The sequence below is a fragment of the Sphingosinicella sp. SM1-17 genome (assembly GCF_056821765.1).
In genome coordinates this window covers 1,565,356-1,588,760 of sequence record NZ_JBPDIO010000001.1, presented here as the reverse complement: position 1 = coordinate 1,588,760, position 23,405 = coordinate 1,565,356, and the positions used below count along the sequence as shown (strand labels likewise).

The 23,405-nt window shown below is 65.8% G+C and carries 18 protein-coding genes; 6 read left to right on the top strand and 12 right to left on the bottom strand.

The annotated features are described in order from the left end of the window. Positions 1 to 63: 63 nt before the first annotated feature. Positions 64 to 612 carry a hypothetical protein gene (locus ACRYLT_RS07955; protein WP_482663548.1) on the bottom strand — a complete coding sequence of 183 codons (549 nt, stop codon included), beginning with the start codon at positions 610 to 612 and terminating at the stop codon, positions 64 to 66. A 471-nt stretch (positions 613 to 1,083) separates the two neighbouring features. Here ACRYLT_RS07955 and ACRYLT_RS07950 point away from each other — a divergent pair, with 471 nt between their 5' ends. Beyond that, positions 1,084 to 2,208 carry a sensor histidine kinase gene (locus ACRYLT_RS07950; RefSeq protein WP_482663547.1) on the top strand — a complete coding sequence of 375 codons (1,125 nt, stop codon included), beginning with the start codon at positions 1,084 to 1,086 and terminating at the stop codon, positions 2,206 to 2,208. Next, positions 2,201 to 2,950, top strand: a complete 750-nt coding sequence (locus tag ACRYLT_RS07945) for a LytR/AlgR family response regulator transcription factor (RefSeq protein WP_482663546.1) — start codon at positions 2,201 to 2,203, stop codon at positions 2,948 to 2,950. The genes ACRYLT_RS07950 and ACRYLT_RS07945 overlap by 8 nt, the downstream gene beginning before the upstream one ends. Before the next feature lie 84 nt (positions 2,951 to 3,034). On the opposite strand, the gene ACRYLT_RS07940 is transcribed toward ACRYLT_RS07945, so the two are convergent. Next, entirely contained in the window at positions 3,035 to 3,373 is a 339-nt protein-coding gene (locus tag ACRYLT_RS07940) for a UrcA family protein (protein WP_482663545.1), read from the bottom strand. Positions 3,374 to 3,646: 273 nt separating this feature from the next. Between ACRYLT_RS07940 and ACRYLT_RS07935 the strand changes: the two genes are divergently transcribed. Continuing rightward, a complete protein-coding gene (locus tag ACRYLT_RS07935; protein WP_482663544.1) occupies positions 3,647 to 3,802 on the top strand; it encodes a hypothetical protein in 156 nt (51 codons plus the stop codon). A gap of 136 nt (positions 3,803 to 3,938) precedes the next feature. Continuing rightward, a complete protein-coding gene (locus ACRYLT_RS07930) occupies positions 3,939 to 4,901 on the top strand; it encodes a cell wall hydrolase (RefSeq protein WP_482663543.1) in 963 nt (320 codons plus the stop codon). Here ACRYLT_RS07930 and ACRYLT_RS07925 read toward each other — a convergent pair. From ACRYLT_RS07925 to ACRYLT_RS07880, 10 genes are all read right to left on the bottom strand, one after another. Continuing rightward, the gene (locus tag ACRYLT_RS07925; RefSeq protein ID WP_482663542.1) at positions 4,898 to 5,968 is read right to left on the bottom strand and encodes an NAD(P)/FAD-dependent oxidoreductase; all 1,071 of its coding nucleotides are present in this window, start codon (positions 5,966 to 5,968) and stop codon (positions 4,898 to 4,900) included. The genes ACRYLT_RS07930 and ACRYLT_RS07925 overlap by 4 nt on opposite strands. Next, positions 5,947 to 6,603 (bottom strand): methyltransferase domain-containing protein, encoded by a 657-nt coding sequence (locus ACRYLT_RS07920; protein ID WP_482665423.1) that lies wholly within the window; start codon positions 6,601 to 6,603, stop codon positions 5,947 to 5,949. The genes ACRYLT_RS07925 and ACRYLT_RS07920 overlap by 22 nt, the downstream gene beginning before the upstream one ends. 32 nt (positions 6,604 to 6,635) lie before the next feature. Further along, positions 6,636 to 7,739, bottom strand: coding sequence for a type III polyketide synthase (locus tag ACRYLT_RS07915; protein WP_482663541.1), 1,104 nt, complete (start codon positions 7,737 to 7,739; stop codon positions 6,636 to 6,638). A gap of 108 nt (positions 7,740 to 7,847) precedes the next feature. Next, positions 7,848 to 9,668, bottom strand: a complete 1,821-nt coding sequence (locus tag ACRYLT_RS07910) for a M56 family metallopeptidase (RefSeq protein ID WP_482663540.1) — start codon at positions 9,666 to 9,668, stop codon at positions 7,848 to 7,850. A gap of 21 nt (positions 9,669 to 9,689) precedes the next feature. Then, on the bottom strand, positions 9,690 to 10,589 hold the full coding sequence (locus ACRYLT_RS07905) for a hypothetical protein (RefSeq protein ID WP_482663539.1): 900 nt from the start codon (positions 10,587 to 10,589) through the stop codon (positions 9,690 to 9,692). 14 nt (positions 10,590 to 10,603) lie between these two features. Then, positions 10,604 to 12,184: a M56 family metallopeptidase gene (locus tag ACRYLT_RS07900; protein ID WP_482663538.1), complete on the bottom strand. Its 1,581-nt coding sequence runs from the start codon at positions 12,182 to 12,184 to the stop codon at positions 10,604 to 10,606. After that, entirely contained in the window at positions 12,181 to 12,561 is a 381-nt protein-coding gene (locus ACRYLT_RS07895) for a BlaI/MecI/CopY family transcriptional regulator (RefSeq protein WP_482665422.1), read from the bottom strand. Before ACRYLT_RS07895 ends, ACRYLT_RS07900 begins: the two co-directional genes overlap by 4 nt. 128 nt (positions 12,562 to 12,689) lie before the next feature. Then, positions 12,690 to 13,115 (bottom strand): DUF1801 domain-containing protein, encoded by a 426-nt coding sequence (locus ACRYLT_RS07890; protein WP_482663537.1) that lies wholly within the window; start codon positions 13,113 to 13,115, stop codon positions 12,690 to 12,692. Positions 13,116 to 13,123: 8 nt separating this feature from the next. Continuing rightward, positions 13,124 to 14,791: a serine hydrolase domain-containing protein gene (locus ACRYLT_RS07885; protein WP_482663536.1), complete on the bottom strand. Its 1,668-nt coding sequence runs from the start codon at positions 14,789 to 14,791 to the stop codon at positions 13,124 to 13,126. A 90-nt stretch (positions 14,792 to 14,881) separates the two neighbouring features. Continuing rightward, positions 14,882 to 17,146 carry a putative bifunctional diguanylate cyclase/phosphodiesterase gene (locus ACRYLT_RS07880; RefSeq protein ID WP_482663535.1) on the bottom strand — a complete coding sequence of 755 codons (2,265 nt, stop codon included), beginning with the start codon at positions 17,144 to 17,146 and terminating at the stop codon, positions 14,882 to 14,884. A gap of 279 nt (positions 17,147 to 17,425) precedes the next feature. On the opposite strand from ACRYLT_RS07880, the gene uvrA reads away from it, so the two are divergent. Further along, positions 17,426 to 20,668 (top strand): excinuclease ABC subunit UvrA, encoded by a 3,243-nt coding sequence (uvrA, locus tag ACRYLT_RS07875; RefSeq protein ID WP_482663534.1) that lies wholly within the window; start codon positions 17,426 to 17,428, stop codon positions 20,666 to 20,668. Between the two features lie 350 nt (positions 20,669 to 21,018). After that, the gene (locus ACRYLT_RS07870) at positions 21,019 to 21,984 is read left to right on the top strand and encodes a hypothetical protein (protein WP_482663533.1); all 966 of its coding nucleotides are present in this window, start codon (positions 21,019 to 21,021) and stop codon (positions 21,982 to 21,984) included. The last annotated feature ends 1,421 nt before the right edge of the window (positions 21,985 to 23,405 follow it).

Here is a 23,405-nt window from a genome sequence, read left to right as displayed (position 1 = left end):
GCTCGCAAAAGAAAAGCGGCGGGCACGAAGCCCGCCGCTGGAAGTGGAACGGGAGGAACGGCGTCAGCCGGCGACGGTCATGTCGACCTTTTCCACCCATTCGGGGAAGAAGACAGGCTCGCGATTCGACCAGCCCGGAGCGGTCGCGGCCGCCTCGCTGATCGACTGGAGCAGGATTCGCCGGCGATCCGGATGAAGATGCGGAAGGGCCGCAGCGGCGCAGAAGGCGGCGGGAAGCCAGGGACGGACGCTCGCGCCGATCAGCCGCTCGTAAAGAAAGCGGTAGGAAGCGAAGCAGGTCAGCCGGTCCTGTCCGAGATCGAAGGCGGTCATGGTGACGAGCGGCGCCATCAGCGGCTCCATCGCATCAAGGCCGCTATCGTCCGGAACATAGGCCCGAATATGGTCGAGCCGGCGGTAGACGCGCTCCTGCGCCCGGATCCCCGCGGCCTCGGCCGGATCGCGCGACCAGCGCTTCACGGCATCGCGCCGGTCGAGCCCGACATCGAGCGAACGACGGATGTAACGCTGCGTGCCCTTGGAAAAGCCCGCAAACTCTTTCATCTCAGCCAGTGCCACCGCTCCGCTGGCGGGCCGAGTTCTCGTACTCATGATCCCACTCCTTTTGCCCTTGCGAGGATCATGCCCCAAAACGGCTTTCAAAGCCGTTAACCAAGACCTCGCTCCCCGTTCAGAATTGAATCAGAGTTCGACTTCGCTCGCAACCGTGAAAACTACGGAGTTGCGCCGGAACGATCGGCCGCTGTCCACCAACGCAACAGGCGCAGCAGCGCGAATCGCGGACATTCGAGGGTTCTTTCGCCGGCGCAACGTTTCGAACGGGAGGAAATTAGCTGTGGATAAGCATCTGGGCGGGCCTGCTGACGCGGCTGCACTCGCCATGCTATGCGAGAATCGGTGGGTGGGAATCGACAGGAACCGGAAATGGAGCCGGCGCTCGGTGAGGCCGATGCGTTCGGCTACCGCCGCCGACTCAGGAGTTTTTCGACCAACTCGTCGGGCAATTCTGCAAACGACCCGGGGCAGGAAGGCTTTTCCATTGCTCCTCGGTTAACAGACGGCATGGACAGACTGCTTGCCGAAAGCGACACTCGCCGCCTGCCGGACCTCGGCATCGCGCTGAAGTCGATCCTCGCTTTCTGGCTGCTCTACATGGCGCTGATCACGCTTCGCGCTTTGGTGCTTCAATATCCCGATTTCTGGGCGATGCTCGCCAGGCGCTCGGCGGTGGTGGCGGTCGGAGTGGTTCTGACCCTGCTGGTTTACCTGGCGATGCGGCTGGTGGCGAGACGGAGCCTCAATTCGAAGATCGTCGCTGCCGCCTTGCTGTGCCTGCCCGCTTCGCTCCTTTTCTCGTCGGCGAACTATTTCGCCTTCTATGTCTATGCGCCGCTCGACGCGGTGAAGATGGAACAGGAGCGCCACGCCATGGGCTGGAGCCCGCTGGAAATGGCGGCTCGGTCGGTCCTCGAAACCTCCCTTTCCTGGTACTTTCTGTTCGCCGCCTGGGCCGCCTTCTATGTCGCGATGAGCTATGCGAGCCAGCTCCGCGCCGCCGACCGGCGCGCTTCCGTCTTCGCCCAGGAGGCCCAGGAAGCCCAGCTTCGGGCGCTTCGCTACCAGATCAACCCGCACTTCCTGTTCAATACGCTGAACTCGCTGTCGTCGCTGATCCTCAGCCAGAAGACCGACGTCGCCGAGCGGATGCTGATGAACCTGTCCACCTTCTTCCGGGCGACGCTTTCGGCCGATCCCACCGCCGACCTTGCGCTGGAAGAGGAGATCAAGCTGCAGCGTCTCTATCTCGACATCGAGCAGATCCGTTTTCCCGATCGGCTCCATGTCGAAGTCGAGGTTCCCGATCCGCTGCTTTCGGCTCGGGTGCCGGTCCTCATCCTCCAGCCGGTGGTCGAGAATGCCGTCAAATATGGCGTCGCCCGGTCGCGCAAGGCGGTCACGGTGCGCATTTCCGCTTATGAGGAGGCGGGCCGGCTGCACATCAAGGTCAAGGATGATGGCGAGTGGAAGGCCGGCGATGGCGAAGGGTGCGGCACCGGAGTCGGCCTCAGGAACGTCTGCGATCGCCTGACCGCCCGCTACGGCTCGCGCGCCGGCTGCCTGGCCGGAGCCGATCCGGACGGCGGCTTTACCGTCCATCTCTACATGCCGGTGACGAGAAATGGCTGAAGCCCTTCAGGCGCCGCTGCGGGTCATGGTCGTCGACGACGAGCCGCTCGCGGTGGAGCGGCTCCAGCTTCTCCTCGCCCGCTGTCCGGAGGTCACGGTGGTGGGAACCGCCAATGAAGGCGAGGCCGCCCTCCGGATCGCCGAGGCCGTGGCTCCCGACGTCGTCCTTCTCGACATCGCCATGCCGGGAATGGACGGGATCGACGTGGCACGCGCCTTGTCCGCCTCGAGCGTCCATCCCGCCGTCGTGTTCGTGACTGCGTTCGACAATTTCGCCGTTGCGGCCTTCGATGTCGCCGCGATCGACTATCTGATGAAGCCGGTTCAGCTCGATCGCCTCGCTCGAGCGCTCGATCGGGTTCGCGTCCATGCCTCCGGGGATCGCTCCGGCGGCTCGTCCCCTTCAGCCTATGTGGAGGAGTTCTGGGTACCGGACCATAGCGGTCTCGTCCGGATTGCCGCCTCGGACATCGAGCGGATCACTGCCGAGCGCGATTATATGCGTCTTCATGTCGGAGGGCGCAGCTGGCTCATCCACCGGACGATCGCCAAGCTGGAAGTGGACCTCGATCCGGCCCGGTTCATCCGAGTGCATCGCTCGGTGATCCTCCGGCGCGACACGATCGTCGGGCTCTACCGCGACGAGGCCGGACACTGGACCGCTCGGCTGAAGGATGGCGGCGAACAGCGGATCGGCCGCTCCTATGTCGAGGAGGTCAAGCGGTTCGCCGGCCGCGCCTGACCCGTCGCCTTCCTGAAACCGAACAAAAAGGGAGGTGACGGCGGGGCACCGTCACCTCCCAGCAAGCCTTGCTGCGCGGTGGGCTCAGTTGGCAGCTCGGCTTACTCCATTGCTGGCGAAACCCTGGCCTTCGGCCACGGTGTCGCGCAGTGCCCGCGCCGCGGCGATGACCTCGGCTTGGCAGGATCGGCTCATCGACGCCCATTTGAGTTCGAGGTGCGAATAATCGCCGCACAGGCGGCGGGCGGCAAAGGCGATTCGGCCGTCGAGCGCCTCGCGCCCGGCGGCGGTGGCGAGGTTGAGATCGCCGATGGCGACCGGAACAGAGGTGATCGACTGGGCACTGGCCGGACCGGCGGCGAGGCTGGTCATGGCGAAGGCGGCAGAAACAGCTGCGGCGGCGAGGATCGGACGAACAAACATTTCCATCACTCCAAAATCTGGCCTTGCGAGGGCCGTTCGAGGTTTCGCGGCCGCGGCAGGAACGGGGGGCGTTTTGTTCCTTCCGCGAACCGCTGGATCCTCCTTCGCCTGGTCCGTCCGCCCACGCGTCTCGATTTCGATGATCCTGGGGATCGTTTCGGCAAAGGCACGTGCGCGTCGACGAAGCGCGTTCACGGCTCGACCAGCGGGGCGGACGACGCAACGCATTCGCCAGGGAGGCGTTGGTCCGACGAATCACATGGGAGATCAGCCATGCGCGAACACAGCGGCGCCGAAGGAAAGAACAACAACCGCAATCCGACGCTTCGGGATTCGGAGCGCGACAAGGGCGTGAGCGGCGAAGCCATTCACGGCGAGCAGAAGAAAGCGAGCACTCCCAGCCGGCAGAGCACCACCCGCGCCTCCTGATCCGGGTGCAGCCCCGGTCATCAACATTTCCTGCACTTCTGTGCCTTAGTGGGACGCGTCGAAATCAAGGCGCGCGCGGGCGGATCACTGGGATTATTTGCCTGTCCGAAGCCTCGTCCCGAGGACGGAAGCAGGCATGCAGTTGGGCGTTCACAGGTGGAAGAAAGCCTATCGCCGTCTCGGCGGCGGCGCCCTGCCGCTCGTTTGCCTTGGGCTCGCTCTGGGCAGCACGTCCTGCGTTCCTTCGGCGAGCGATATCGGACCGGAAGCACGGCTCCCTCTCGCCCTCGGCCTCGTCGAACCCGCCGGCCTTGAACGGCCACCGGCGCAGCCCCTGAACACCGTCCAGTCGATCCTTGCCGAGCCCGGTCCATCCGCGCCGGGGCTCGCTTTCGAAGGACGGACGGCGCTGGACCGCTTGCGTTCGCTCGACTGCCTCGCCCAGGCCATCTATTACGAAGCCGCTTCCGAGAGCGAGTCCGGCCAGCGCGCGGTCGCCCAGGTCGTCCTCAACCGGGTCCGCCACCCGGCCTGGCCCGACAGCATTTGCGGAGTCGTCTACCAGGGCCCGATGAGGCCGGGAGGCGGCTGCCAGTTCACCTTCACCTGCGACGGATCGCTGGCTCGCCGCCCGGTCGGGATCGCCTGGGCCCGCGCCCGCCAGTTCGCCGCCGAAGCCCTTTCCGGGCGAAGCTTCGCTCCGGTGGGGCTTTCGACCCATTATCATACCCATGCCGTCTCGCCTTCCTGGGCCCCGCGCCTCGCCAGGACGGTCGTCATCGGAGCCCATAATTTCTACCGGCTTCCCGGCCCCGGCGGCGAACAGGGCGCCTTCACCGACGCTTATGCCGGAAGGGAGCCGATGCCTCGGCCGACCATGCTTCTTCCGCGCCGAACGGACATCCCCACCGCCATCGCCGAACGGCTCGCTCCGCCGACCAGTGCGGCGGCGGTCCGGGCGAGCGTCGCTCTGCCTTCGGACATTCCGCAGGACCCGCGCTGGGCCATCAACAACCTGCCCGAATCCACCGTCCGCGAGGAATATCGCCAGTCGGGCCAATGGCGCTCCGACGCGCCGGCGGCGATTACCGGCCGCTAGCCGATCCGGGTCAGCCGCGCCGCGGCGGCGGCGAGGCCCGGAACCCCCGCCAGACGAATCATGATTTCCCGGAAGGGCTTTCGGGCCGCCATGTGGCGAAGGAGCTCGGCCACCAGAACCGGCCGACGCGCCTCGGCGGCGAAGCCGGTCTGGAAGGCGCCCGCGCCGGAAGCGCCGCCGACCAGCCAGGCTTGGGCCGCCTTGACCCCGCTGGCGAGCGCAACCGCGATTCCGTCGCCGGCGAGGCTGGCAATCACCGCCGCCTGGTCTCCGACCCGGTAAAGACCCGGCCGGGTGCGGCTTGCCCGCCAGCCATAAGGCACGCCCGAGACCGCGTCCCAGTCCGGCCCGGCGCCTCCGAGCCTTTCCCTGAGCAGCGTCGATTCCGCTGCGAGTCGTTCGAGCAGGGCGTCCGGGCCACCCGCCATCCGCTTTCGGTCGACGGTGAGGCAGAGGTTGGCCGATCCGTCCTCCTGGAGGAGCAGGCCGGCATAGCCGCCGTCATAAAGGTGGAGCTCGATCGTCCCGTCCAGCGCCTCGGTCAGATCGGCCCGACCTTGCAGGGTTGCGCGAAGCCCGACCGATACCGGCCGGCGGCCGATCTCGCGGGCGACGCCGCGAAGCTCATGCTTGCCGGTGGCGAGGAACAGAGCGTCCGGCTGGATCCGCTCGCCGTCGTCGAGCCGGACGATGCCACCCTCAACGCTTCGTGCCGAGCGCCCGCGAAGGACGCAGGCGCCCGCCTCTTCGGCCACGCGAAGCAGGGCCTGGTCGAGCCGGCGGCGCGAAAGCCCCGCCGCCGGTTCCGGCAGATCGGCTTCGACGATCCGGTTTCCGGCGACCAGCCGCAGGCGGCGGATCGGGCGGGCGCCAAGCGCCTCCACGTCGATCCCGAGCCGGCGCAGGGCCGCCAGCGAATCCCAGCCGAGGAAGCCGCCACAGACGATGTCGCGCTCGCTCGTGCTCCGTTCGACCAGCAGGGGCTTGGCGTAGCCGCGCGCGAGCGTGATCGCCGCCGCGCAGCCGGCCGGCCCGCCGCCGACGATCAGCGCAGCCGTTCGACGCACAGCCTGAACAGGGCCCGGCGGACGATCTTCGGCGCCGCCGGATCGATCCCGGATTCCTCGATCAGCCGCTGCCAGTCGGGTCGCCGGAAGCCGCGGGCGATCGACAGCCGGCCATCTTCGCGGACGATCCGGTGCCACCGCATCAGTCGGGCGAGCAGCGGATAGCCATGATAGGCCAGGGCGCCGCGATGCAGGTCGTTGATGATCCAGCCGCGCTCGGCCCTCGACTCCATGAATCGAAGAAAATCGTGGATCTCGGGATCGGTCATATGATGGGCGACCGCGCTCGAAATGACGAAGTCGATCGGTCCGGCGACGTCGCGATAGTCGCCGGTCCGATAGTCGATCGGCCAGTCGTGCGGAGTCGCCGAACGGGCGATCGCGGCGCTTCGAGGGTTGAGATCGACTCCGATCAGCTCGACGGCCAGGCCCTCCCGAAGCGCCCGGCGGGCGATGGCGCGAAGCATGTCGCCCTGGCCGAAGCCGACATCGAGCAGTCGGAACGCCGTCATTCCGGCGGCAGCCCGGCGAAGGAAGGCCAGGGTCGGAAGCCGTCCGAAGGTCCAGCTGTTGACCCTGGCCAGGTCGGCCAGCACCCGGCCGTAGGTGGCGGGGTCGAGCGAGGGATCGTCCATCTGCTCGGCACGATGGACCCTCTGCTTCAGGGTCACGCCGTTCCCTGGGCCAGCCCGGCCGGACCCGGACCGGACCGCTCGAAATGAAAACCCTCCGCGGAAAGCCCGGGCCCGAAGGCGATCGCGACTCCGCGCCTGACGTCCGGCTGCTCCAGCAATTGGGCCAGGACGAACATCAGGGTCGACGAGGACATGTTGCCGAAGCGGGCGAGGACATCGCGGGACGCGAACAGCGCGCCCTGGCGCAGCTCCAGCCCCTTTTCCACGGCATCGAGGATCGATCGGCCGCCCGCATGCACCGCCCAGCTGTCGACCTGGTCGGGGGACCAGCCGTTGAACAGCTTCGCCCGCACTCCCTCATCCTCGAGCGCGTGCTGGATCCGGGCCGGAACTTCGCCGGACAGGGTCATCTCGAACCCGGTATCGCCGATCTTCCACTGGATCAGCTCGGCCGAATCCTCGAGCGCGTTGGAGAAAAGGTGGCTCATCTCGAACCCGCCTGGCTCGGACGTGACCAGGGCGGCCGCCGCCCCATCGCTGAACTGGAGCATGGCGAGAAGGGATTCCAGTTGCTGCGTTTCCTGGAGATGGAGCGAGCAGAGCTCGACCGTCACCGCCAGCACCCGGGCCGAGGGATCCGAGCGGGCGATATGATAGGCCGTCCGAAGCGCGCAGACGGCGGCATAGCAGCCCATGAAGCCGACCAAAGTCCGTTCGACATGGTCGAGGCCGAGCCGCCGGGCGATGATCTGGTCGATTCCCGGAGCGACGAAGCCGGTGCAGCTGGCGACGACGAGATGGGTGACGCCGTCCAGCGAAACTTCCTCGGCGAGCCTGTCGATGGCGCGAAGCGCAAGCTTCGGCGCCTCTTCGGCATAGCGAACCATCCGGGTGGAGGTGGCGGGGGATGATCCATGATAGAAACCGCCCGGCTGGTTGTGCGGCAGTCCGCCCGGGGCCGGCGGAAGCACCGACCAGCGATGCTCGATTCCGGAACGGTCGGCCATGCGCAGGAACAGCTTGCGCAGGCGCGGATCCTCGATCTGGCCCTCGGCCCAGTCGACGAACAGCCGGTGGACGTCATTCTCCGGCACGGCGCCGGCCACGGCGTTGATAAAGGCCCGCTTCTCGGTCACTGCAACTCCCTTCGGACGGCCCCCCTCCGCTGGATCAACGGCTAGGGCCGACGGAGGGTCCGTGGCAACGACGGAGTAGCGGGTGGAGAGGGCGCCTTGGCCGGGGCTTCAGCTCCGGCCGCTGCCCATCCGCTCGGCGGCCTGGCGCATTTCGCGGGCGCCTTCGCGCATCCCCTCGGCCCCTCGGCGAAGGCCTTCGGCGGCCTCGATCAGATCCTCGTGAGTCACGGTCTCGCCCCGTTGCCGGGCCTCGGCGATCGCCCTTTCGCGAAAGGCCGGGTCGCGGCTCAGCCGATCGGCTTGCTCGTCCATCCGCCGGGCATTGTCTTCCATGCTTTCGGCACCGCGCCTCATCCCCTCGGCCCCATGGGCCATCGAGACTCGCGCATGCTGCGCGGACCGCTGCGCTTCGCGCATCGCCCGATCGATCCGAGCCCGATCCACCGTCCGAACCTGCACCTGCGCCCGAGCGGCTTGCCGGCGAGCGTCGCTCAACGCTCGTTCCACTTCCGCACGATCGACGGTCCGGGCCTGGATCCGGGCGCGGGCCAGCTCGCGCTGGGCGTCGCGCATGGCCCGTTCGATCTCGGCGCGATCGATCGAGCGCATCTCTATCCGCGCCTGCGCCATTCCCCGCCGGGCCTCGCGCATCGCCGCCTCGATCTCGCGCTCACTGAGGCGACGAGTCCGGCGCATCTCCTCCTCGGCGGAGCGGAGCGCTTCCTCGGCGGCATGGGGATGGATCGCCGCCGTCGCCGAGGCGACGATCGCAGGGATCTGGGGAATCACGGCCGCGAGCGTCTCGTTCACGATCGGCGCGACGTCCGGAATCTCGGGAACGGCGACGACGACATGTTCCAGCGGCTGCGGTTCGGCCGGCGGAGCGGGCGTTTCGGGCACGCCCGGCGCCGCTTCCGCCGCGGGGCTCGGGGCAGGCAAAGGCGAATCCTGGGCCTGCGCCACCAGCTTCATCGCCGCCACCGGAGCGGCGATTCCGAGGCAAAGAAGGATGGCGAGCGCGGTCCAGGCCGATCCCGAAGGCCGCTCGCGAAGCCGCCGGTCGAGGATCGCCTTCACCCGGCGCGCCAGGGCCCGGGCCGAAGGCGTGATGCTGTTGGCGGGGACGGCGCCGTTGACCTGGGCCAGGCTGAGAAGCGTTTCGGCATAGCGGATCGGCTCGACCCGCTGCGCCGCCTCGCAATCGGCCGCTTCCTCCGCCTGCTGGACGACTTCGCGCTCCAGCAGCCAGACAAGAGGGTTGAACCAGAACAGGGCCGCGGCGATCCGCGAAAGCATCAGCATCGGCCAGTCGCGGCGGGCGACATGGGCGATTTCGTGGGCAAGGATGGCCTCGGAATCCGCGGGATCGGCGAGTGTGCCCGGATCGATCAGGATCACCGGACGGCGCCAGCCCCAGCTCAGCGGCGACCTGACCCCGTCGGCGACAAGAAGCCGGACCGAGTCGGGGTTCGGAGCGGCCCAGCGCACCCGTTCGAAGGCGAGGAGCCATTCGGGGCAGTTCACCGGTCTCGCCGCGGCCGTCCAGCGGCGCAGGGTCCACAATCCCGCCAGCAGCCGCGAGCCGACCAGCGCCAGCCCAGCCACATAGGCGAGGAGGATGAGCGACTCGGGATCATCCCAAAGGGTCGGCTCGGGCGCCGGGGGAAGCGAGGCGGCGAGCGCCAGAAGCTCGAGTTCGGAAGCGGTGAGCGGGATCGGCGGCGGCGAGTCGGGCGCGAAGGCGGCGATCTCGAGCGCCGGAAGAGCGAGGGCGATCGGCGGAAGCAGCAGGAGCATGGCGACTCCGATCCGGAGCACCAGCGCCCGGTCGGCGGCGGAGCGGGATCTCAGAACATAAGCGAGCAGAAGGGCGGCGCCGCTGATCAGGGCAGACTTCCAGGCCATTTCCGCGAAGAATCCGACGTCCATCACCCTTCCCCTTCGAATCGATCAGTTTCCGGTGCGCAGGTTCGCCTGCCGCGCATATTCCGGCGTCACTCCGTGAATCCGCAGGCTGATCAGCTGCTCGGGGCTGATCCCGCGATAGCCCGCCTCGGCCATGCCGCGGATGAATTCCGGAGTGACTCCGTGGATTCGCATCGACACCAGCTCTTCCGCCGACGGCGCCGGATAGCCGAGCGCGGCGAGTTCGCGGATGAAGTCGAGCCCGACGGCGTGGATCCGGAGGTTGACGAGATCGTCGGCGCCGAGCCGGGCATAGTCGCCGCCGAGCGCGCTCAGGCCGGCGACGAATTCGGGGGTCACCCGATGGATCCGCATCGCGACGAGCTGGTCCGGATCTCCGGCTCGAAAGCCGGCCGAATCGAGCGCCCTCAGATAGTCGGCAGTGGCGCCGTGGATCGCGAGCGCGACCAGCTCGTCGACGCTCGGGTCGCGATAGGCCTGCCGCTCGAGTTCGTCGATCAGGGCGATCCGGACATCGTGCAGGGCCAGCTGATATTGCTCGCGAAGCGTCGGCCGGCCGATCCCCCGCCGTTCGAGAGCCGCGGCATAGCCGGAGTCCGCGGCGAACCGGCATTCGCCCGAGCCGCGTCCGCCGCGGAGACGACCCTCGCAATCGAGCGTTCCGGCTTCGCGGACGATCCGGAATCGCGCCGGCCCGTCCCGGCCCGGATCGAGCCCATCGAGCTGGTCCGGAGGATAGTCCGACGACATGTGGCTGAAGCCGTTGCCGCTTCGCTGGCGAAGGCTGAGCTGGATCTTGCCGGCGCTGTCGGAAGGCTCGACCTCCCACTGGACTGGCAGCGTTTCGGCAGGGGCGGAAGGCGCCGGCTGGCTCTGCGCCAGAGCCGCCGCCGTCACGCCTGCGAACAGAAGCTTGCCGAGCATCCCCGTCTTCCCCCTCAAGGCTCGCCGTGAATGGCCATTTCGACGAGGCGATCCACCGACGGCCGAGCGCCCCGCTCGCCTGCCTTGCGGGCCCGCCGGACGCTCACGCCGTGGATCCGCAGGGCGACGAGCTGGTCGGGGCTGACGTTGCGATAGCCGGCCTCGACCATTCCGCGGACGAATTCCGGAGTGACTCCGTGCATCCGCATCGCCACCATCTGGTCGGCCGACAGCCGGGCGAATTGCGGGCCGATCCGCGCCAGCCGGGCTCGGTCGCCGGCCTCGACTCCGTGGATCCGCATCGCCACCAGAGCGTCGACAGGGATGGTCGGCCGGGCTTCGGCGCTCGGGGCCGGAGGCGCGGGCGGCGCCGGCGGGGCCGGCGGAGCCGGCGGAGCGGGCGGCAGCGGCGGCCGGACCGAGTCCGGCACAACCGGCGCGACCGGAGCCGGTGGAGCGGTCGGAGCCGAAGCGGTGACGGTGAAGGCCGCAACCGGAGTTGCCGGCACGGCCGGGGCCGAGGGCGCGGCCGGTGCCGTCGGAACGGCGGGCGCCGAGGGCGCGACCGGAGCCGGGGGCGCGACGGGCGCGGCCGGAGCCTGGGGCGCGGCGGGCCGCGCTTCGACCAGCTCCAGCGCCGCCACCGGAGCGGCAAGGCCGAGGCAGGCGAGCATGGCGAAGGCCGTCCAGGCGGAGCCCGATGGACGGCTGCGAAGGCTGCCGTCCAGGATCGAGCGCAGCCGCCGGGCAAGCGCGCTTCCGCTCGGCGCGATGCTGTTCGCCGGAAGGGCGCCATGGGTCTTGGCCCAGCCCAGCAGGGTTTCGGCGTAGCGGCACGGCTCGACGCAATCGAGCGCGTGGCAGTCGGCCGCTTCCTCCGCCTGCTGAACCGCTTCCCGTTCCAGTTTCCAGACGAGCGGATTGAACCAGAACAAGGCCGCGACCAGGCGCGACAGGATCAGCGCCGGCCAGTCGCGGCGGGCGACATGAGCCACTTCATGGGCGAGAATGGCCTGGGCGTCCTCCGGCTGATCGAGCGTGTCGGGATCGATCAGGATCACCGGGTTGAACCATCCCCAGCTGACCGGAGAGCCGAGCTCCTCCGACACCAGCAGCCGGATCTTCTCGCCGCGCGGCGCCGCCCAGCGCACCTTGTCGAAGGCGGCGAGCCATTCCGGGCAGCTGACCTCCCTCGACGCCGCGGTCCAGCGGCGAAGCGTCAGGACGCCCGCGAAGAGATGGGCGGCGGCCATGCCCAGGCCGGCGAAATAGGCGATCAGGATCAGCGGCGTCGGATCGTCCCAGATGCTGGTGTCCGCCGGCTGAAGGCTGGCAAGCATCGGCAGGGCGAATTCGGTCTGCGGAGTCCGGGCGGCGGCGGCGGCCGGGAGCTCGCGCGCGGCCCAGGCTTCGATCTCCAGCGCCGGAACGCCATAGGCGATCAGCGGAAGCAGGAGCAAAGCACCGACTCCGGCGCGAAGCACCATCGCCCGGTCGGCGGGCGAACGCGACCGAAGCGCCCAGGCGAGAGCGAGCGCCGCGGCGGCGATCAGCGACGACTTCCACGCCATTTCCAGGAAGAAGTCGGCGGTCATTCCCCGGGATCCTTGGCCTTGGCTTCGTCGATCGCCCGCTTGAGCGCCGCCGCTTCCTCGGGCGAAAGGCTCTTGGTGAGCCCGAGCAGAGCCGTGGCGGCGCTTGCGGCGGAACCGTCGAAGAAGGTCTTCACCATCTGCTTCAAGGCCGATTCGCGCACCTTCGCCGGCTGCGGGACGCTCTGGTAGACATAGGCCTGGTCGACGGTTCGATGCTTGACCAGGCCCCGCCCCTCGAGCCGCGCCAGAAGCGTCCGGACCGCCGAATAGCTGGGCGGATCGGCCATTGCCGAGCGCACTTCGGCGGCGGTCGCCTCGCCGGCGCTGCACAAAATCTCGAATATCTCGCGTTCGCGTCTTGGAAGGGAATCGATCATCTTGCTCACCTTGCTACTCCTGTAGCATGCCACGTTTGTAGCAGGATGCAAGCTTTAACTGTCGCTCGGAACGCTCGGCCGGTCGCAATCAAGCTGTCGGCCCCGAAAGCTGAAGGCGCGATGAATGATCAGGCGTCTTCGGGATAGGCTTCGCGCATATGGTCGAGCGATTCCCGGACGAGCGCCTCGAGAACGTCCCGGTCGATGTCGGCCAGGCGCTTGACGTACAGGCAGGACTTGCCGGTCCTCACCTTGCCGAGCCGGTCGAGCAGGGGCTGGTAGCGAGGAAAGCCGCCGAAAATGTACAGCACCAGCTCCTTCGAGCGGGGCGAGAAGCCGATCCGGCTCATGCTGCCTTCGCGGCCGCTCTCGTGACGGTAGCGATAGCTTCCGAAGCCGACGATGCTGGGGCCCCACATTCGCGCCGGATAGCCGGAAACCCGCTCCATCAGCGCCCGCACCTCCCTCGCCTCCTCGCGCTGCCGGGGATCGGCGATCGAGTCGAGAAAGGCGTCGACGCTGGCCTCGGTTTCGATCGTCTTGTTTCCCCGCATCTCCAACCTCATCCGCAGCGAGTGAAAGCCTCGTTTCGAAGTTCGAGGCCGGTCACCTGGTCGTTCTCGACCCGGAACCGCAGTTCCTCGCCATTGCCGGGGATCGGTTCCACCCGAACGGCGTCGGCGGCCGTCGAGGCTTCGAGGTCGGCGCTCAACCGCCCCATGGTCATCGTCAGTCGGCCGTTGCGTTCGGCGACGGCGATCGTGCCCAGATCGGCATTGCAATAGCGGGCGGCATAAGCGGCAGTCGGAAGAGTCAGCGTCGACGGACGCGAAGCCCGCTCCGCCCGGACGGCGGCCAGGCGTGCGCGACGGCGCGGGACCTCGGCGGCGATCCGTTCGATCTTGGCCCGCGCCGACCGGTCGGCCGCTTCCGCGCCAAGCCCGAACCAGTCATAGACATAGGCCGCGAGCACGTCGGCAAGAACGAAGCCTGCACCCTGGTCGTTGACCAGAACGGCAACGCCCAAGTCGCGGGCGGGCATGAAGGAGACATGGGCGCGCGCGCCGACATAGCTTCCGAAGCTGTGGTAGAGAGTCTCGCCGCCATAATCGCCCGAATACCAGCCGAGACCGTAGCCGCTGCGCTGGAAACCCTCGAAGCGGCTGCCGACTTGGGCGATCGGACGGTGAGTGGCAGCGACGATTTCGGCGGGCAGAGCGGAGCGAGCGCCGCGGGCGGCGGCGAGGTTCAGCTGCAGCCAGCGAACCATGTCGTTGGCGCTGGAGAACATGCCGCCGGCCGAATGCATGTTGTCGTCGTGCTTCATCAGGTAGAGCCGGGCTGGCCCATCCGATAGCAGGCTGTGATAAGGCGCGGCCAGCAGGCCCCGCGAGCGCGCTTCAGCGGTGCCGCGAGCGAGCGTCTGTTCGAGGGCCAGCGGCCTCAAGACTTCCGCTTCCAGTATCTCCTGCCACGATCTTCCCAACCGTCGCTCGACCAGCAAGGTCGCGACATTGTAGCCGACATTGCCGTAAGCGAATTCTCCCAGCGGCGCGTCGCCGTTCGGGCGCAGCGCGGACAGCAGCCGCCACAAAATGGGCCGATCATGCTCGCCGGAATAAGCGAGCCGATCGGTCATGGCGTCGCTGGCGAAGCCGTGGGTGTGACTCAGCATGTGCCGAAGCGTCACCTCCCGCGCCCGAACGGCAGGGTCGAAGCGAACGTCCGGGGCAAGCTCGGCAAGAGTCCAGTCAAGGTCGATCTCGCCGCGCGCATCGAGCAAGGCCAGCGCCAGCGCCACATAGCTCTTGGTCGAGGAAGCGATGTAGAACCGGCTGTCGGCGGTCGCGGGAAGGCCTGCTTCGATGTCCGATCGGCCGACTCCGGCGACATGAAGCGGCCGGTCGTGGCGGGTGACGGCGATCGAGAGGCCGGGAACGTCAGGCAGTCGCTCGCGCGCATGGCCGATCAGCGCCTCGAAATCCTGCGCGAAGCGGGCTTCCGTCTGGTCGAGCCTGGGTGGGGAGGCCGCACTACCGCCCGACGAAGCGGCCTGTGCCGGATCCGTCTGCGAGTGGCCGAGTGCGGACAGGGCCGCCGACGGTCCAGCCGCTGCGACGCCGGCAGTGACCGCCAAAGCGAGGGTCAGGCGGAGGCCCGCAACACCGTTCTTCAGCAAATGGAACCCCCCCTGCTCGTTTCCGCTCAGGATATCAGGCGCGGCGGCCATTCCAAGTCTTTCGACGCGAACCTGCGCCGCTTCGGATCGAGTCAGCCGGCGATCGCTAGCCAGTCCGGGGCATCGGCCGGCCGGACCGCTTCAGGCGCGAAGGCGCTCCTGGTCGGCCTCGTCGAGCAGGGCCGCCAGCTCATTCTCGGGAACGGCCGGCGAGAAGAGAAAGCCCTGCATCTGGTTGCAGCCGGCGATCGACAGGAAACGTCTCTGCTCCCGGGTCTCGACCCCCTCGGCGCTGACGGTCAGGCCCATGGCATGGCCGATCGAGACCACGGCGGCGACGATCGAGGCCGAGTCCACCCGGTGGCCGAGATGCTGGACGAAGGACCGGTCGATCTTGATCTTGTCCACTTCGAAGCGCCGCAAATAGCTCAACGAGGAATAGCCGGTGCCGAAATCGTCCAGCGCGATCCGGATCCCGCCGGCGCGCAGCTTGGCCAGCGAAGCGCGGATCATCTCGTCGTCGTCGATCAGGATATTTTCGGTAATCTCCAGTTCGATCTGGCCGGGCGCCACTCCGGCGCTTTCGATGATCTCGACCGCCCGCTCGGCGAAGCCGGAAGTGCGGAACTGGACCGGCGAAAGGTTGACGGCGATGAACAGATGCGGCCAGCGTCGGGCCACCTCACAGGCTTCGCGGAGCACCCATTCGCCGAGCTGGCCGATAAGGCCGGTCTCCTCGGCGACGGGAACGAAGGTTTCCGGCGAGATCAGCCCGCGCTCCGGATGCTGCCAGCGCACCAGCGCCTCGAGCCCGACGATCGCTCGGCCGTCGCTCGACACTTCGGGCTGGTAATGGACTCGAAGCTGGTCGCCGCTTTCCAGCGCAACTCGAAGCTCGTCCTCGATCGCGCTCCGGAATCGGACCCGCTCGTCCATGCATTCGCTGAAGATCCGGAAACAGTCGCGCCCTTCCTCCTTGGCCCGGTAGAGCGCGATGTCGGCCTTGCGGATCAGCTCGGTCCGTTCGACCCCCGCTTCCGGGGCAAGGACGACGCCGATGCTCGCTCCGACGAAGGCGGAATTGCCGAGCACCTCGAATCGCTGGTGAACGGAATCGAGGATGTGCCCGCACAGCGCCTCGACATCCTCGCGTCGGGTCATTCCGGGAAGGAGCAGGACGAATTCGTCGCCGCCCAGCCGGGCGACGGTGTCGCACGCCCGGAGCAATCCGGAGATCCGGGCCGCGAATTCGCGGATCAGGGCGTCGCCGGCGAGATGGCCGAACGAGTCGTTGACATGCTTGAACCGGTCGAGGTCGATCATCAGCAGCGCCAGCCCGCCGCCTCGGCGCACCTGGGCCAGCGCCTGGTCGAGCCGGTCGTTGAACAGCGCCCGGTTGGGAAGCCCGGTCAGGCTGTCGTGGAAGGCCAGGTGCTGGGCCTGCGCCTCGCTTGTGCTGAGATCGAGCAGGGTCTCCTGCAGCGCCGAGGTCGAGCGCCAGAGCCGATGGCCCAGCCAGGCCATGACGAGGATCAGCAGCGCCAAGGCGGCGCCGGTGATCGGGCCGAGAACGCCGAGGATCCGCGATCCGGCAAGCTCCGGCCGCCACGCGAACCAGGCGATCGGCTCGCCTTCGTCATTGGCCAGCGGGATCACCCGCTCGCCAGGCCGGGCCTGCGAGGTCCGGGACAGGCGGGGCTCGGCGATGAGGTTGCGGGTCGCCAGCTCGTTCAGGAGATCGGAATCGATGAAGTGGAGGTTGACCAGGAGGTGCCCCGGCCCCTCGGGCAGGCGCAGAGTGTCCGTATGCGGCCTGATCCGCATCACGCTCGCGACCGCCGGCCGGCCGTTTACGGAAACGAGCCGGGTGTCGTGAATGGCGACTCCCGTCGTCTCGCTTGCGGCCCCGGGTGCCGACTGGTTGGGGTGACGGTCGAAGCGATGGCTGGTCATCGCCACCCGTCCGCGAACGACGTCGACCAGGGGGCCCAGGTCGGCGCGGATCCGCGCAAAATCGGTCGCCGAGGCTCGCCGCCCGTCGACGGCCGAGTAGATGGGCCGATCCTGCTCGTCGAGGACATGGACCTGGTCGTGATTGAACATGGTCTTGTACCAGGCGGCGAAGTTGACGTCGAACCAGTCGAGGTCGAGCCGGGGCTTGCGCAGCTGAAGAACGGTTTCATCCCAGACGGCGCCGACCTGCTGCTCATGGCCGATCCGCGCAACCGCTCCGTCCATGGCGACCTGCGTGGTCCGGACCTGCCGTTCGACCGAGATGTCGTCGCTTCGCTTGGCAACCCAGAACAGTCCCGCCACGGCGAGACAGATCGCGGCGAAAGTCGCGACGATCAGCGGCGCCAGGACTTTATGCCCGAAGCGCCATTTCCAGCTTCTTGTTGCCGACAATCAGGTTTCCCCACCCCAGAGGTGCGGTCAGCGACTAGAAGCCGGGGCTTACCGCACCCTTCACCGGCGGATCCGTTTATCTACCTAGGGTAGGGCCGGCCGGACCGGCCCGCGCCGACCCGGAGCAGCGGTTCCGGGCGCTCATCGCTGCATGCCGGATGGTCGCGAACATCGCGCCGCCCTTGCCCTGCCGCCCTGCCGCACCCATCTCGGCCGAACCCGCGTTGACGAGTCGCGCGAGCCTCAGTAACAACAAGAACAAATCTGGAACGATCGGCGATGCTGACCCACCTGAGCGTCCGCGGGGCGCGCGAGCACAATCTCAAGAATGTCGATGTCGACATTCCCCGCGAGACCCTGACCGTGATCACCGGCCTGTCCGGTTCCGGCAAGTCCAGCCTCGCCTTCGACACCATCTATGCCGAAGGGCAGCGGCGCTATGTCGAGAGCCTGAGCGCCTATGCGCGCCAGTTCCTCGAAATGATGCAGAAGCCGGACGTCGACCATATCGAGGGCCTGTCGCCGGCCATTTCGATCGAGCAGAAGACGACCAGCCGCAACCCGCGCTCGACCGTCGCCACCGTCACCGAAATCTACGATTATATGCGCCTGCTCTGGGCGCGGGTCGGAGTGCCCTATTCGCCCGTCACCGGCGAGCCGATCGCCGCCCAGACGGTCAGCCAGATGGTCGATCGGGTGATGGCGCTTCCCGAAGGCACTCGCCTCTATCTGCTCGCGCCGGTCGTCCGCGGCCGCAAGGGCGAATATCGCAAGGAAATGGCCGAATGGCAGAAGGCCGGCTTCACCCGGGTGCGGATCGACGGCAGGTTCCACGACATCGAGGACGCTCCCGCGCTCGACAAGAAGTACAAGCATGACATCGAGGTGGTCGTCGACCGGCTCGTCGTCCGCGAAGGGATCGAGACCCGGCTGGCGGACAGCCTCGAAACCGCCCTGAAGCTCGCCGACGGCCTCGTCTATCTGGATCCCGCCGATCCCCCCGCCGCCGCCTCGGTCCGCGAAATGCCGCAGCGCTTCGAGGTTGAAGCTGACCCCTCCCCCTCCGTTCGCCCTGAGCCTGTCGAAGGGCCTAATTCTTCTTCCCTCGGCGGCAAAGGAAAAGGGAAGGCTTCGACAATGATGGAGCCTCCATCGCGCTATCCGGGGGATAGCGCAGCTCCATCATCAGCCCAAACGGAAGAAGGTCCAGCCGAAGGCCCCAATTCCTCAGCCATCGAATCCGCCGATGCGGAGATCAGCAGCGCCCGCACCGGAGTCGCCAAGGCGCTGGCGGAAGCCCATGAACGCGCCGTCCTCGCCGACAATGCCCCTCCCGGCCGGATCGTCTTTTCCGAGAAGTTCGCCTGCCCGGTGTCCGGCTTCACCATTCCGGAGATCGAACCGCGCCTTTTCTCGTTCAACGCGCCGCAGGGCGCCTGCCCGGGCTGCGACGGTCTCGGCGAAAAGCAGTTGTTCGATCCCGAGCTGGTCGTCCCCAACGAGGCGCTGAGCATCAAGAAGGGCGCGATCGTCCCCTGGGCGCGCTCCAACCCGCCCAGCCCTTATTACATGCAGGTGCTGGGCTCGCTGGCGAAGGAATTCGGCTTCAGCCTGGAAACGCCCTGGCGCGATCTGCCCCCCGAGATCCACGACATCATCCTCAACGGCACCAGGGGCAAACCGGTCACGCTCCGCTTCGTCGACGGGCGCAAGAGCTATGAGGTCAACAAGCCGTTCGACGGCGTGATCGGCAATCTCAACCGGCGCATGCTCCAGACCGAAAGCGCCTGGATGCGCGAGGAGCTCAGCAAATATCAGTCCGCCGCGCCGTGCGAGACGTGCGGCGGCGCCCGCCTCCGGCCCGAGCCGCTGGCGGTCAAGATTGCCGGCGAGCATATCAGCCAGGCCACCCGCCGCTCGGTCCGCCACGCGCTCGACTGGTTCTCGACCCTGGAGGAAAAGCTCACCCCCACCCAGCGCGAGATCGCCCGCGCGATCCTCAAGGAGATCAACGAGCGGCTCGGCTTCCTCAACAATGTCGGGCTCGATTATCTCAACCTCGACCGGACCAGCGGCACCCTGTCCGGCGGCGAAAGCCAGCGGATCCGCCTCGCCAGCCAGATCGGCTCCGGCCTGTCCGGCGTTCTCTACGTCCTCGACGAGCCGTCGATCGGCCTTCACCAGCGCGACAATGACCGGCTTCTCGTCACCCTGAAGCGGCTTCGCGACCTCGGCAACACCGTGCTCGTCGTCGAACATGACGAGGATGCGATCCGGTCGGCCGATTATGTCATCGACATGGGGCCGGGCGCCGGAGTGCATGGCGGCGAGGTCGTCGCCCGCGGCAAGCTCGACGAAGTGCTCGCCAACGAAAAGTCGCTGACCGCCGACTATCTCACCGGCCGCCGCTCCGTCCCGCTTCCGGAAAAGCGCCGCAAGGGCACGGGCAAGAAGCTGACCGTCCACGGCGCCCGCGCCAACAATCTCAAGAACGTGACCGCCTCGATCCCGCTCGGCACCTTCTGCTGCATCACCGGCGTGTCGGGTTCGGGCAAGTCGAGCTTCACCATCGACACCCTTTATGCGGCGGCCGCGCGCCATCTCAACGGCGCCCGGGTCACCGCCGGCCGGCACGACAAGCTCACCGGCCTCGAACATCTCGACAAGGTGATCGACATCGATCAGTCGCCGATCGGCCGGACGCCGCGGTCGAACCCGGCCACCTATACCGGCGCCTTCACCAACATCCGCGACTGGTTCGCCGGACTGCCGGAGGCGCTGGCGCGCGGCTACAAGCCGGGCCGGTTCAGCTTCAACGTCAAGGGCGGCCGCTGCGAGGCCTGCCAGGGCGACGGAGTCATCAAGATCGAGATGCACTTCCTGCCAGACGTCTATGTCACCTGCGACGTCTGCCACGGCCAGCGCTACAATCGCGAAACTCTGGAAGTGAAGTTCAAGGGCAAGAGCATTGCCGACGTCCTCGACATGACGGTCGAGGATGCGGTGGAATTCTTCAAGGCGGTGCCGCCGATCCGCGAAAAGATGCGGATGCTTGAGGAAGTGGGCCTGGGCTATGTCAAGGTCGGCCAGCAGGCGACGACCCTCAGCGGCGGCGAAGCCCAGCGCGTCAAGCTCGCCAAGGAGCTCAGCCGCCGGGCGACCGGCCAGACCCTCTACATCCTCGACGAGCCCACCACCGGCCTCCACTTCGAGGACGTGCGCAAGCTCCTCGAAGTGCTCCACGCTTTGGTCGAGCAGGGCAACACCGTGGTCGTGATCGAGCACAACCTGGAGGTCATCAAGACCGCGGATTGGGTGATCGACCTGGGCCCCGAGGGTGGCGACAAGGGGGGTGAGATTGTCGCCGTGGGAACTCCGGAGCAGGTTGCGGAAGAGCCACGCTCCTATACCGGGCACTATCTGAAGCCGCTGCTCACCGGGAAGACGCCTGCCGTCGAACCCTCACCTAAGCGTGCGAAAGCCCGGCGGGCTTCCGTCCGGGAGCGGCAAGCCGCTGAGTAGGTAACGGGCGGTGAATGCAGGGAAGAATATGCATTCAAAGACGCTGCGGATGAAAGATCATCACGACCACGGAGGCATCGTGAGCAACTTGCATGAGAGCCGTTCGGAACATCAGCACGATCATAATCAGGAACGCGCTAAGCCTCAAAGTTCAGGGAGGGATCAGCAGTGGCCACAAACTCACTCCATCCGTTGATTGAGACAGAACCAAAGCGTCGTACCATAACCACAGCATCTCAAAAGATCATCTAGGTACCTCAAGTGAATGCGAGCGCCAGAAGGTTTATCAAAACTTGCCTCATCGCGGCTTTCGGATAGCATGAGCCCCGATCCGGCGGGGAGTGCCTACAATGAAGAGAGACGAACGGGCGGTATATTTTTACGATCTAATGGTCACGTCGCGGGCTGCCCACGCGCAGCTTCCAGCATTAAGGACAATGCTAGATCTACTTGCTGCTGAGCGAGAGGCCGGCCGCTTCCGCGCCGCGGGAGACCGAGCCGGGCATCTCTGGCACTTCCTTGGCCCGATTGAGTTTGATGAGGTCAACCAGACTGCAACGCTCCTAATTCGAGCTTCGGATCGCCGCTCACCGGAGTATGGCTATTCCAACGTGAACAACGGTCACCTTCGTCTTCTCCAGAAGGAAAACCATGAAGGAGGAGATGCAGCTGCGCATCTTGTTGTTTCCCTCACCGCATCAGAGCCGGATACGTACATAGCTGTACTTGAGGGGGTATCGGGAGTCAGTCACCGCAATGTAGTCTCCCTGTTGAATAACCTATTAAGCAACTTCTACGATTCCCATCCCGGTCACTTCACTTTCCCCGACCCCTCCGGGGCCCGCACCAGAGAAGGTCAGGTTAAGGTCCACGAATTTAAGCCGAGATTCAAGTTACTTGGACACATTTCCGACCAACTCCATCAAGATATAGAGAATGGATATATCAGCGATATCGAACTGCGGAACAGCACGGTCCACACTGTGATAGGCAATGATCCGTTCATTAGGAGCAAGTCCTTCCGATTGACACTATCAGTTGATAGGAACATTCCGAGTGAGAACCGACTGGAACGCATCATAGCGGCGATTTCTTCTAAACACACCACTTATGATCGCGCAAAGATCCACTTCAAAGATCAAACCGGTCATCCAAAATCGGTTGAGATAGACATGACGACCGGAGCTATAGAACAATCGTATGTGCAAGCTCGCCGGATTGCTCCGATTTTTCCACCTCTTCGTATGACTACCGATGTTATCGTTCCCAGGATCGCAGATCCCATGAAGCAGCTCTTGATCGACTATAGAGACTAGTCGTGGTACGATATCAACTCACGCGAGCCATAGCTTTTGGATGGATACAAGGAGGCGGCCTGAATACATTGCGCTATGGGATCCCGACCGCTGCCACTGCCATCCTCATCATCGGCTACCTTGTAGCGACCATTCTCGGTGTGCCGGTTCCGCTGAGAAGGGTAGCTGAAGCCACGGCCATGTCTTTGGTGACATTGCCTGGCTTCTACATTGCCGCCTTAGCCGCAGTCTCCTCCTTTCAGTCAAGTTATTTGGATCAGTTGATCGAGGGAGATGGCGCTCAACTGTCAGTGGCGTCGAAGGGCCAAAACCACACAATTTGTCTAACTTACCGTATGTACATATGCTACCTGTTCGCTTATCTTTCTGTTTTATCGGTAGTTCTGTACATGTCTCTCTCGCTTTCGGGCGACATAAGTGATGTCTTAGCTTCTATTGTACCGCGTAACACATCTCGTACTTTGAACGTCTTAGGATCGATAGCTCTTTCTTTCTGGGTGGTAAACTTGGTTGTAGTGACTCTACATGGCCTCTATTTTCTTGCTGAGCGAATGCATCGTCCTTCCGCATAACAATAAAACTACTAGAGGTATTCTAGTCTTAGTGCCTCCTGCTGACTGATCGCGGCGGCATAGCGGCTCCTAAACACCTGCTCCTCGTCGCCTCTGAGTTGGGTGCGGTCTATCGAGAATGTTCGCCCTCGGACGACATCAAGTAATCTAAGGGCGTCCGGCTGCACGTTGGGTAAGGCTCGTGCTAGTAGCCAAAGCCCGAGTCGTGCCGACTCATCCGAAAGGCTGGGTTCGGGGAACCAGTAAGGATAGACGAAATGTCCTACGTTTCGAGCATCTCGAACGGCGAGCACGTTTGCGATTTTCACTATTGCGTCTAGGCCGGGGAAGGGAAATCGGGCTTTCAAGTTCTCGGCTCGCCGATACGGCTCATTCGTCCACCTGCGTCTTTGATCCCACCACAAGAGAAAGCCGTCTCTGAGCTGTGGATATAGGCTCGCTCGTGCCGGGTTGCTTTCAATTCGCATTCTGGTCGTGTCGCGGAGGTCGGACACATCAAACACATGGTCCTTCGCGTCGCGCCAGAATGGACCGTAGAAATCTCCCCCAGCACCCGGCTGCCCCTCCCGAGCGAGGTCTTCGCGAATGTCGGCTCGTAGAGCGGAGATTCGGCGGTTCGGGTCCAAGTACAGTATTTTGAGTAGCTTCCGCAGATGGATCAATTTGAGCGACATCTTAACCTCACCCCGGGATTACCGCTAATCGTTGATCTAAAAGCCATAACTCAAGAAGCATCATGTGCGGCCATGAGTGCCAGAGTCCAGACCTACGAACGTTTCGCCTCATAAAGGCACATTGCCTCCTCTTGGTTAATGAGCTCCTTGCCTCAACGAGGCACTTTTTCTCAAC

Bases quoted from the DNA above. Each gene is read 5' to 3' on its own strand.
- ACRYLT_RS07955 (WP_482663548.1), bottom strand. From the start codon at position 612: ATGAGTACGAGAACTCGGCCCGCCAGCGGAGCGGTGGCACTGGCTGAG.
- ACRYLT_RS07950 (WP_482663547.1), top strand. From the start codon at position 1,084: ATGGACAGACTGCTTGCCGAAAGCGACACTCGCCGCCTGCCGGACCTC.
- ACRYLT_RS07945 (WP_482663546.1), top strand. From the start codon at position 2,201: ATGGCTGAAGCCCTTCAGGCGCCGCTGCGGGTCATGGTCGTCGACGAC.
- ACRYLT_RS07940 (WP_482663545.1), bottom strand. From the start codon at position 3,373: ATGTTTGTTCGTCCGATCCTCGCCGCCGCAGCTGTTTCTGCCGCCTTC.
- ACRYLT_RS07935 (WP_482663544.1), top strand. From the start codon at position 3,647: ATGCGCGAACACAGCGGCGCCGAAGGAAAGAACAACAACCGCAATCCG.
- ACRYLT_RS07930 (WP_482663543.1), top strand. From the start codon at position 3,939: ATGCAGTTGGGCGTTCACAGGTGGAAGAAAGCCTATCGCCGTCTCGGC.
- ACRYLT_RS07920 (WP_482665423.1), bottom strand. From the start codon at position 6,603: ATGGACGATCCCTCGCTCGACCCCGCCACCTACGGCCGGGTGCTGGCC.
- ACRYLT_RS07910 (WP_482663540.1), bottom strand. From the start codon at position 9,668: ATGGACGTCGGATTCTTCGCGGAAATGGCCTGGAAGTCTGCCCTGATC.
- ACRYLT_RS07905 (WP_482663539.1), bottom strand. From the start codon at position 10,589: ATGCTCGGCAAGCTTCTGTTCGCAGGCGTGACGGCGGCGGCTCTGGCG.
- ACRYLT_RS07900 (WP_482663538.1), bottom strand. From the start codon at position 12,184: ATGACCGCCGACTTCTTCCTGGAAATGGCGTGGAAGTCGTCGCTGATC.
- ACRYLT_RS07895 (WP_482665422.1), bottom strand. From the start codon at position 12,561: ATGATCGATTCCCTTCCAAGACGCGAACGCGAGATATTCGAGATTTTG.
- ACRYLT_RS07890 (WP_482663537.1), bottom strand. From the start codon at position 13,115: ATGCGGGGAAACAAGACGATCGAAACCGAGGCCAGCGTCGACGCCTTT.
- ACRYLT_RS07885 (WP_482663536.1), bottom strand. From the start codon at position 14,791: ATGGCCGCCGCGCCTGATATCCTGAGCGGAAACGAGCAGGGGGGGTTC.
- uvrA (WP_482663534.1), top strand. From the start codon at position 17,426: ATGCTGACCCACCTGAGCGTCCGCGGGGCGCGCGAGCACAATCTCAAG.
- ACRYLT_RS07870 (WP_482663533.1), top strand. From the start codon at position 21,019: ATGAAGAGAGACGAACGGGCGGTATATTTTTACGATCTAATGGTCACG.